Source organism: Acidiferrobacter thiooxydans, from assembly GCF_003333315.1.
GTDB classification, from domain to species: domain Bacteria; phylum Pseudomonadota; class Gammaproteobacteria; order Acidiferrobacterales; family Acidiferrobacteraceae; genus Acidiferrobacter; species Acidiferrobacter thiooxydans.
This window is the reverse complement of sequence record NZ_PSYR01000001.1, coordinates 510,196-520,000: the sequence shown is the minus strand read 5'-3', so window position 1 is coordinate 520,000 and position 9,805 is coordinate 510,196. Positions and strand designations below refer to the sequence as shown.

The window sequence follows — 9,805 nt, the reverse complement described above, 5'->3', positions numbered from 1 at the left end:
TAGGCCCGCGCCCTTCAGCGCCTGCGCTATGCCAAGTCCTTCCGGAGGGATGACAAGCATACGCTCGTCGATGGTCTCCGGTAAAGCCTTTCGGCTGAAAACCGCCAGGAAACGCTCCTGGCTGTTATCGGCTTGGGCAACGCCATGGAACCGCGCCACAAGCTCATGGGCTAGCGCGAGTTTCACGTCCCTTGGGTTGGCGGCATTATCCACAGATCGACGGAGCTCGTCTAGCGCGTTTTGCGGGCGCAGCGACAAAAGGGTGTAATAGCGCCACATCAGGGTATCGGAGATCGACATGACCTTGCCGAACATGATGTCGGGGTGGTCTGATATGCCGATCGCATTCCCTAGTGATTTAGACATCTTCTGGACACCGTCGGTACCCTCCAGGATAGGGAGCGTGATGACCACCTGCGGGGACTGACCATAGGTGCGCTGGAGCTCGCGGCCCACGAGCAGGTTGAATCGCTGGTCGGTCCCACCCAGCTCGACGTCGGCCTGCAGCGCCACGGAGTCGTAGCCTTGTATGAGGGGGTAGAGAAACTCGTGGACGGCGATCGGCTGATGATCGGCATAGCGTTTCGCAAAATCGTCTCGTTCCAAGAGACGCGCCACCGTGTAATGCGAGGCCAGACGCACGAGTTCGTACGTCCCAAGGGTCCCCATCCATTGGGAATTGAATACCACCTCGGTGCGCGAGCGGTCGAGAATCTTGAAGACCTGCTGCTCGTAACTCTCGGCATTACGTGCCACATCCTCGGCCGAAAGCGGGGGGCGTGTGGCATTCTTGCCCGTGGGATCGCCGATTCGCCCCGTGAAGTCCCCGATCAGAAACAAAACGCTATGCCCGAGGTCCTGAAACTGGCGCAGCTTGCGCAAAAGCACAGTGTGCCCAAGATGCAGGTCCGGGGCCGTGGGATCGAAGCCGGCCTTGATACGTAGCGGCCGACCAAGGGCGAGCTTTTCGCGCAACTCCGGCTCGGAAACGATGTCGGCGGTACCCATCCGGATGATGGACAGCGCCTCCTCTACGGCGGCCTTCACGATCAACTACCTCCTTTGACAGCGTCAAGGTTACCATAGCGACCATGCCGGGCAGGAGCGGGACCAGGACGGATTACTACATCGGGCTCATGTCGGGCACGAGCGGGGACGGTGTGGACGCCGTGTGCGTGCATTTCGATGAGCACGGGCCGCGGGTCGTGCTCGCCGCGCACAGCTACCAACCCTACCCGGAACCACTGCGCCAGCGCCTGCTCGCGCTCATGGTCCCGGGAGACAATGAGATCGAGCGCATGGGCGCGCTCGAGGAGGAGCTCGCGGAGATATTCGCGGTGGCGAGCAGCGAGGTCCATCGCAAGGCCGGACTTGCGGCCAGCGATATTGCCGCCATAGGCTCGCATGGGCAGACCATCCGCCATCGGCCGCGCGGGCCCCATGCCTTCACTGTGCAGATCGGCAACCCAGCGCGCATTGCCGAACGCACCGGTATTGCCACCGTCGCCGATTTCCGGCGCCGCGACATGGCCGCGGGCGGCCAGGGGGCGCCGCTCGTGCCGGCCTTCCATCGATGGCTGTTTGCCCATGCCACGCGCGCCCGCGCGATCGTCAATATCGGCGGCATCGCCAATGTCACGGTCATCCCCGCCGCCGCTACAGGCGCCTGCACGCAGGGTTTCGACACCGGACCCGGCAACGCCCTGCTCGATGGCTGGGCCCGGCGGCAGACCGGCGAACCCCAAGATACCGGCGGGCGACTGGCAGCCCGCGGGCGGGTGGATGGTGCCTTACTGGGGCTTCTGAAGGATGATCCGTATTTCACAGCCCCACCGCCCAAAAGTACCGGGCGCGAGCACTTCAGCTCAGAGTGGCTCGACGACCGCCTGCAACGGCTCGGCCGGGATCTGGATGGCGCCGACGTTCAGGCGACGCTCGTCGCCCTCACTGCCGACACGATCACCGAGGCACTTGCCCCGCTGGCCCCGGAAGAGATCTACCTGTGCGGCGGCGGCACCGCAAACCCGGTGCTCATGGCGGCGATCGCCGCGCGCCTCGCAATCCCCGTCCACACCACTGCCCGATTGGGCCTCGATCCGCAGCTGGTCGAGCCCACCGCCTTCGCCTGGCTCGCCCGCGAGGCCCAAGCCGGGCGCCCCGGTAATCTCCCGTCCGTCACAGGTGCCCGCCATGCGGTCGTGCTCGGCGCCCTTTACCCCGCCTGAGCGTATCGAGCCGACTGAAGGGTACCCCCTTCAGGCCCTGCCGCCCCTGAACGAAAGGCCGTAACGCCCATCCGAGTGGGTGCGCCCGGCTAGGCACACCCCCAAAGCGAAGGCCCCTCGCAGGGAGGGGCCTTCGGGGATCGCAGTGGATCCGGGCTCACATCAGACGGAGAACGACGACCCGCACCCGCAAGTGCTCTTGGCCTGCGGGTTCTTGATGACGAATTGCGCGCCATCCAGGCCCTCCTGATAATCGATCTCGGCGCCCGCCAGGTACTGAAAGCTCATAGGGTCGACCAGCAAGGTGACGCCGCCCTTGTCGATGCGCGCATCATCCTCATTGGCGTTCTCGTCGAACGTGAACCCGTACTGGAAACCCGAGCAGCCGCCGCCCGAAACAAACACCCGCAACATCAACGCCGGGTTGTTTTCCTCGGCAATCAGCTCTTTCACCTTTTGAGCGGCACTGTCGGTAAAATTCAAGGGGCTCGGCATCTCGGTGGCAACGGCTTCAGTCATGCTGATGAATCCTCGTAAATTCGCTGCTCCCCATTATCCGCGCGCCCGGGTGCGCGGTCAAACGGGCCTAGGATATGACCGGATCGGAGGCGCCAATGGCCTTCAGCTTCGGCGTCCCCTTCTCCGCCTCATGGATGAGTCCGCCATTGACCGTGGCGCCGAGGGCCATCTCCAGGCTCTTGTAGGTCATGTCACCGGTAATCTCGGCCTTGGCCTGCAACTCCACACATTCCGAGGAATGGACGTTGCCCTTGATCCTCCCGTTGATGATGAGATGCGGAACCTTGATATTGCCCGTCACCTCGCCGCGTTCACTCAAGATCAGGGTACTCCCGTCGCCCTGCGCGGTAATGTCTCCATGGACCTTGCCGTCGATACGCAAGCCCCCAGAAAATACCAGGTTGCCGGTGATCTGGGTCTGTTCGCCAATCAGGGTGTCTATCGTGTTGCAAGGCTTTTCGCCCGACTTCTTTCCCATCTTCTCCAGCATGATGCGTATCCTCATTCGTGGGGGCCTGGAGACGTCGGGTTCGGCCACGGATAACTGTGCGTGACGACCCGCCCGCCCGACACGACCCGGACCATGACTTTATGCGGAATGACATGCGCGGGCACTTTCAGGGGCCCGCGGACCTCATCAAAATATTTAAAGTGTACATCGCGTGGCGTGTCAACAAGGCTTACGGCTGAGGCGCCCGACGGACGGCCCGTCCCTTGCCCCTGAACGGTGAGGCGCACGCGCGCATAGGTCCAGCGATTCGCGGCGAACGGCTGCACCAAGACCAGGTCGTATCGCCAGCTCGACGATGCGCGGACCACCTGGAAATGCTCGATCTTCAGACCCTTCGCGGCCTTCGAGGCCGCCAACACGGTCTCATAAAAACCGACGCGCTCCTTTAAATGCAGGCGCCTTGCATCGCTCTTCTTCAGCGCCGCAGACAGCGCCGCGTAGGCGACGTTTCCCGACTGCAGCAAACGCTTGCTTATGGCGAGCTGCACAGAAAGCCTCTTGACCTCGTGCCGCAAACGGGCAATGCGTGCGCGCGCCTGGGCCTTGTCATGGGCCGCGCGGCCGACGTCGAAGCCCGCCGCCGATTCGCCCCACCAGAACAACCCGGCACCGCCCAGGACCGCCAAGGCGACACCCGTGGCGATCAGCCCGTAACGCACCACCGGCGAGACGCGCCGCCTTACCACGAGATTGCCGATATGGTTTACCACGACACCTCCACGGAAACTCGGGGGGAGTATAGCCGGTCGGCCGCATGCGACAACTCAGGGGAAGAGCGCGATCTCGTCGAGACCCTCGGTCTCTGCAAAGCCGCACATCAGATTCAGGTTCTGCACCGCCTGGCCGCTCGCGCCCTTGGTGAGATTGTCGATGGCGCTCAGGACCACCACCTTGTCCGTACCCTTCGGTCTATGGACCGCGATACGACAGAGGTTGGTCCCACGCACGGTGCGTGTCTCCGGGTGTCCGCCAGCCGGCAGGACGTCCACGAAGGGCTCGTCCCGGTAACGCGTCTCGTAGAGCGCCTGCACATCGACCGAGGGATCCTTCAGGCGCGCATAGAGGGTCGCATGGATACCGCGGATCATGGGCACGAGGTGTGGCACGAACACGAACTCAACCGGTTGGCCGGCCATCTGCGCAAGCCCCTGGGCGATCTCCGGCTGATGACGGTGACCACCCACGGCATAGGCCTTCACCGACTCCGCGGCCTCGGCGAACAACATCGGCACATGCGCCCCGCGCCCGGCCCCGCTCGTACCCGACACCGCCGAGGCCATGAGCGATGACAGATCCACGAGACCGTTTTCGACAAGCGGCAGGAAACCGAGCTGCACGGCGGTCGGATAACATCCAGGATTGGCGACGAGCCGCGCCTTACGGATGGCGGCGCGATGGCGCTCCGGGAGGCCGTACACGGCCTCGGCCACGAGCCCCGGGCAGGCATGCTTCATGCCATACCATTGCTCCCAGACGGCGATATCGCGAATCCGGAAGTCGGCGGCGATGTCGATCACGCGCACGCCTTCGGCGAGTAGCCGCGGGGCGTGGGTCATGGCGATGCCGTTGGGGGTCGCGCTCATCACCACATCGCAACCCGCAAAGACCCCCTCGCCCTCGGGATCGGTAAACGTGAGATCACACCGGCCGCGCAGACTCGGAAAGAGATCCGCCACATTGCGGCCGGCCTCGGCGCGCGAGGTGATGGCGCCTATGGTCACGCGCGGGTGACGGCTCAAGAGCCGCAAGAGCTCGGAACCCGTATAACCCGTGCCGCCGATTATCCCGACCTTGACCATGGAGAATCCCCTTTTGAGGTCGCCATTGTAGCAGAGCCCCTAAAAAAACGGGGCCCGCAGGCCCCGTCCGTCGCATCTTGCAGGTACGACCTAGAACACCTTGCGCATGCCGATCGAGAACACGCTCTGGGTGCCGTTACTGGCACCGGGCTCGGCGCTCGCCACCGCCGAGGACACCCCGGTGATATGTGTACGCCGGTAGCCGCCGTAGAGGCTGAAGCCCTTCTTGAAGTTGTAGAAGGTGCCGACCGCTACATAACTCACCTTGATGTCGGTGCCGGCAAAATACTTGTCAGTGGTGTCACCCAATTGCAGCACCGGCGTCCAGTGGCCGGCGGCGCCATCGATCCCCAGGAAGTAGTCGCGGGTCGGATTGGCCTCACCGGAGGTCTGGAGGTTCTCCACCTGACCCATGACCGCCACCGGACCGAAGTTGTACTTCACGCCGAACTTGGTGTTGTTCTGCGTAGCGGCGTGAAACGCGTCGACAATTGTGGGGGATGCTTTTCCTGAGTTGCTTCCCTCGGCATACACCAGACCATCTGGCCCGACGCCAATTGGCGTCACATACGGCTTGAAGGTCTGATCGCCGCCCGGGGCCGAGGCGTGATCACGGGCCACGAAGATACTCCAGCCCAGGGCCTTCCACTGCACGGCGGCGGCATAGTCGCCGTGCTGGGCGGTCAGGTTGGTCGCCGGGTTAGTGGCAGTGCCATTGTTGACGCCGGCATTCATCGGGCTATAGGCGAAGGCCACATGGAAGCCGCTGAAATCCGGGGACTGGTAGAGGATGGAGTTCGACATGAAACCGTTCTGGCCGAACACACCCCCGGACATACCGCCGTTGCCGCGCGCCTGCAGGTCCGTGGTGACGAAGGCATCCCACATGACACCACCGGTGTACTTGTAGGGGCTGGCGATATTACCGAGCTCAATGGAGCCAAAGGCGCCCTTCAGACCCACGTACTTCTCACCGGCGTCGCTAAGGGGCGCGAACGGCGAGGTATCGAAACCTTGCTGGCCCACGGTATTGACCTTCAGCATGTAATAGGCCATGCCGGTGAGCCCGTAACCGAGCTTCTGGTCGGCCTCGATCCACAGGCGACCACGGCCGTTATCGAGCATGTTCGTACCCTGGCTCTGCACCACGCCCTTGCTCGTGTCCTTCCAGTACCCGATCTCCCCTTGGGCCATACCGCCGATCTTGACGCCGGCCACGGCGGCCATCGGGACCACTACCAAGACCGCGCTCACCGCGGCGGTCAATGCCTTGCACTTCATAATGGGAACTGCCTCCTCACCGAACAGGATATTTTCTTTTTGGTTAACCACTAGACGCTGCAACGTCTATCCTGGGGATGTATAGCAAGCGACCTTAGCAAAAGCAATATAGAAGCGCTCGCTTATATACAACACGACCATGGGGGTGGTCTTATGACAGGCAAGCGGTCCGGCGGACACGCCGCGGACGTACGCGCGCGCCTGGGGACAAAACCGGTCCATACCGGTGGCGCGAGCGGGGGGGTCGAATCGGCCCCACGGGCGATGAGGAGGGCGAGTCGTGAACAGGACGCCGACACCTAAAGACCGCGGCCCACACGCCGTCAGCCGTCTGTGGGCGTTTTTCGTGCTCGGCATACTCATCACGACGCTCGCCTTCGTGGGCGCGACATGGCGCGAACTCGAAGTCGCCACACGTCACCGCCTGGCCATCATGGCCACCGCCATCGGGCGGGTGGAGCAGGCCTATCTCGAGAACACGGCCAACAGGATGCGCCAGCTGAATACCGTCTTGCGCCGGACGCCCCGAGCCGAACGGGCCGGTGTACTGCGCCGTTATGTGGCTGACCACCGGCACGACACTGATGCCGCCCTCATCGACGCCCACGATCGCATTCTCGTGGCGGCCCGACCGCTTGCGATCCCGCCGGCCATGCTCCACCACGCCCTCCCTTCGGTCACGACCCTGTGCCTGCGGCGCCATCGCTTATGCTTCTCGCCCCCCTTTGCCACTTCGCAAGGATATCGGGTGTTGTTTGCGCGGCCATTCGTCGCGCATGAGACCCTGATCCTGGAGCGGCCGCTCTCCACATGGCCGCGCCTGCGCGCGCTCATCCAGAAGCTTCCACCGCACTTCCACATCTTCGTCGTGGATCGCAACGGCACCCTCGAATACAAAATCCCGGGTTCGGCGCACGCGCAGTACAGCCGTGTACGCCACGGCGCGCTCATGCGTGCCTTGAACAGGGCCATCCACCAAAATAGCGGGGCGTTTTCGGGGCAAACGCAGACCGGTTGGCGCTTCGGGGCCTATCAGTCCGCGCGCTATGGCCTCGTGGCCGGCGTCAGCCTGCCCGTGAAGAACGTGATCCAGACCTTTGCGCACAGGCTCGGTGTGCCGCTTGCGCTGATATTCGTCCTGCTCGTGAGCGCGACCTTCTACTACCGGGCTTCGCGCCAGGAGATCGCGCGCGCCGAGGCCGTCCAGGCGATGGCCGACAACCGCATCCGCGAAGAACAGCTGTTTGCCGAGCAACAGCGCGACTTCTACCTGGCGGTGAGCGAGCTGAATCAATTCATCGTGCGCCACCCCGACCCGGACCAGCTGTTCGCCGAGACCTGCCGGATCATCATCGCCTACACCGGCCTGCTGTTTGCCTGGATCGGCCGCGTCGAGGCCTCGGGGGATATACGGGTCGTGGCATTCAGCGAGAAGCGGCCGCTCGGTATCGACTGGTTTCGTTGCGTGTTCACCGCCGACCCGAATCGCCCGGAAGGTCTGGGCGCCGCCGGACGGGCGGTGCGCAGCGGGCGCACCGAGATCACGGACGATCTCTCCCACGACAACCGTTTCACCCCGTGGCGCGCCATGCACGAGCAGGCGGGTACGCAATCGGCGGCCGCCCTCCCGATTCGGACCAAGAGCGGGATCGTGGCGATACTCGCCCTCGGATCCGAACGGCTGAACCTGTTTGCGCCGCCGCTCGTGCGCCTTCTGGAGGGCCTGGCTCAGGACCTGGCATTCTCACTCGAGGATACGGAGCGCGAGCAACAGCTCATCCACCAGGCCCGCCACGACGCCCTGACAGGCCTCGACAACCGTGTACTCTTTCGCCAGACACTCGAGGCCGCCCTGGCACAGCCCCCACAACAGCGCAAGGGTCTGGCGGTCGCCATCCTGGACCTAGACGGGTTCAAAGGCATCAACGACCAGTTCGGCCATATCGTCGGCGACGAACTCCTGCGGCGGATAGCGGCGCGCATCCGTGCCGCGGCCCCCGCAGGCGCGACGGTCGCGCGGCTCGGCGGCGACGAGTTCGGACTGATCCTGTCCCCCGTCGATGAGCGCACGCAGGCGGTGTCCGCCATAGAGGCGATCCGCTGGGCGTTTGACAACCCCTTCGTGGCCGCCGGCTACGAGCAGCTGGCGATAGGGGCCAGCGTCGGCATCAGCCTGTCCCCTGGCGACGGCAATCAGGTGGACGACCTCATAAGGCGCGCCGATCTCGCCTTGTACGAGGCCAAGCGTCTTGGTAAGAACCTCTACCGCTTCTTTACGCCGGCCCTCGAGGAGCGCCTACTGAATCAGTATCGGCTGCAGCATGAATTCATCGCCGCCTTGCGCGAGCACATCCCAGTCTTGTATTTCCAGCCGCAAGTGGACATCACCACCGGGCATTTACGCAGCCTTGAAGCGCTGCTCCGGTGGCCGCGCGCCGACGGCCAGATCTGGGCCCCGGGGGCCTATTTTCCAGTGATCGAACAGGACACCGATCTCATGCGCCGGCTGGATCTCTACGTACTGGATCAGGCAAGGGCGGCTATCCGTCATCTCGCCGGCGAGGGGATACGCGTCCCGATCGCAGTCAACATCCATAGCCGCCACCTCTTGCATCCGGACTTCCTGAAGGATATCCAAACGGTGCTCAAAGAGGACCCCGGCATTGCGAGTAGCCTGGAGATCGAGATCACCGAGAGCAGCGAACTCCCCGATCTCGCGCTCGCCGGTGAAATACTGGGCGAGTGCCACGCGCTGGGGCTTGCCATTGCCCTCGACGACTTCGGCACCGGTTATGCCTCACTCAACTATCTCCAAAAACTGCCGTGCGACATCCTGAAGATCGACAAGAGCTTCGTGAGTGATATGGGTGAAGATCCACGTGACTTTGCGATCGTAAGCGGCATCCTGACCGCGGCGCGTGTCCTGCATCTGACCACGGTCGCCGAGGGGATAGAGCAACCGGAACAAGGCCTGCTTCTGCGCGATCTCGGCTGCCAGTACGGACAGGGGTACGCCATCAGCAAACCCCTCCCCCTCGACGCCGTGGTCCACTGGCTGCATGGCTGGCGGCCCCCCGACCTGTGGCGGCGACGCCCGGCGGCCGCCGATGCCGTGCCGTGGCTGGCACGCGCCGGCCATAAAAAGCTGCTAAAGAGCACGATCGAGACGTTGCGGCTTGCCCGCCCCCCGATCCCCGAGACCTCACTGGCAACTGATTCCTGCCCGCTTCATAAGGCCCTGCAATCCCAGGCCTCTACGCCGCTTGGCGTGCTCCATGCCCGCATCCACCACCTCATGATGGAGTCCATGCGCGAGTACGCCAGTGGCGAGCAGGCCGGGGTCACGACCCTCATGCAGCTGCAGACAGTCGAAGAGGAGATGGATACCCTCTTACTGCAGGCCATCACGGGCTCACGCCGCACCGCGACCGGCTATTAGACCCCGAGGCCCTCGGCCGTAGGATGACACC

General features: G+C 63.8%; 8 protein-coding genes (1 of these 8 cut by a window edge). 2 read left to right on the top strand and 6 right to left on the bottom strand.

What is annotated here, in order from left to right:
- A protein-coding gene (gene tyrS / locus C4900_RS02620; RefSeq protein ID WP_233431931.1) for a tyrosine--tRNA ligase crosses the window boundary here: on the bottom strand, window positions 1-1,047 show its 5' portion. It extends 165 nt beyond the left edge of the window; the window shows 1,047 of its 1,212 coding nt (coding positions 1-1,047); it begins with the start codon at window positions 1,045-1,047; its stop codon lies beyond the left edge, outside the window.
- A 44-nt stretch (window positions 1,048-1,091) separates the two neighbouring features.
- On the opposite strand from tyrS, the gene C4900_RS02615 reads away from it, so the two are divergent.
- Complete coding sequence (locus C4900_RS02615) at window positions 1,092-2,225, top strand: anhydro-N-acetylmuramic acid kinase (protein WP_065971709.1); 1,134 nt, start codon at window positions 1,092-1,094, stop codon at window positions 2,223-2,225.
- A 162-nt stretch (window positions 2,226-2,387) separates the two neighbouring features.
- Here C4900_RS02615 and erpA read toward each other — a convergent pair whose 3' ends face one another.
- The 5 genes from erpA to C4900_RS02590 form a co-directional block, all read right to left on the bottom strand.
- Window positions 2,388-2,744, bottom strand: a complete 357-nt coding sequence (gene erpA, locus C4900_RS02610) for an iron-sulfur cluster insertion protein ErpA (RefSeq protein WP_065971708.1) — start codon at window positions 2,742-2,744, stop codon at window positions 2,388-2,390.
- A gap of 67 nt (window positions 2,745-2,811) precedes the next feature.
- Window positions 2,812-3,234 carry a bactofilin family protein gene (locus C4900_RS02605; protein ID WP_211306730.1) on the bottom strand — a complete coding sequence of 141 codons (423 nt, stop codon included), beginning with the start codon at window positions 3,232-3,234 and terminating at the stop codon, window positions 2,812-2,814.
- An 11-nt stretch (window positions 3,235-3,245) separates the two neighbouring features.
- Entirely contained in the window at window positions 3,246-3,965 is a 720-nt protein-coding gene (locus tag C4900_RS02600) for a DUF6776 family protein (protein WP_114282270.1), read from the bottom strand.
- Between the two features lie 54 nt (window positions 3,966-4,019).
- The gene (gene argC / locus C4900_RS02595; RefSeq protein ID WP_065971706.1) at window positions 4,020-5,054 is read right to left on the bottom strand and encodes an N-acetyl-gamma-glutamyl-phosphate reductase; all 1,035 of its coding nucleotides are present in this window, start codon (window positions 5,052-5,054) and stop codon (window positions 4,020-4,022) included.
- 90 nt (window positions 5,055-5,144) lie between these two features.
- Window positions 5,145-6,398 carry a porin gene (locus C4900_RS02590; protein WP_147267107.1) on the bottom strand — a complete coding sequence of 418 codons (1,254 nt, stop codon included), beginning with the start codon at window positions 6,396-6,398 and terminating at the stop codon, window positions 5,145-5,147.
- 217 nt (window positions 6,399-6,615) lie between these two features.
- Here C4900_RS02590 and C4900_RS02585 point away from each other — a divergent pair, with 217 nt between their 5' ends.
- A complete protein-coding gene (locus C4900_RS02585; protein WP_147267106.1) occupies window positions 6,616-9,774 on the top strand; it encodes a putative bifunctional diguanylate cyclase/phosphodiesterase in 3,159 nt (1,052 codons plus the stop codon).
- Window positions 9,775-9,805: the final 31 nt, after the last annotated feature.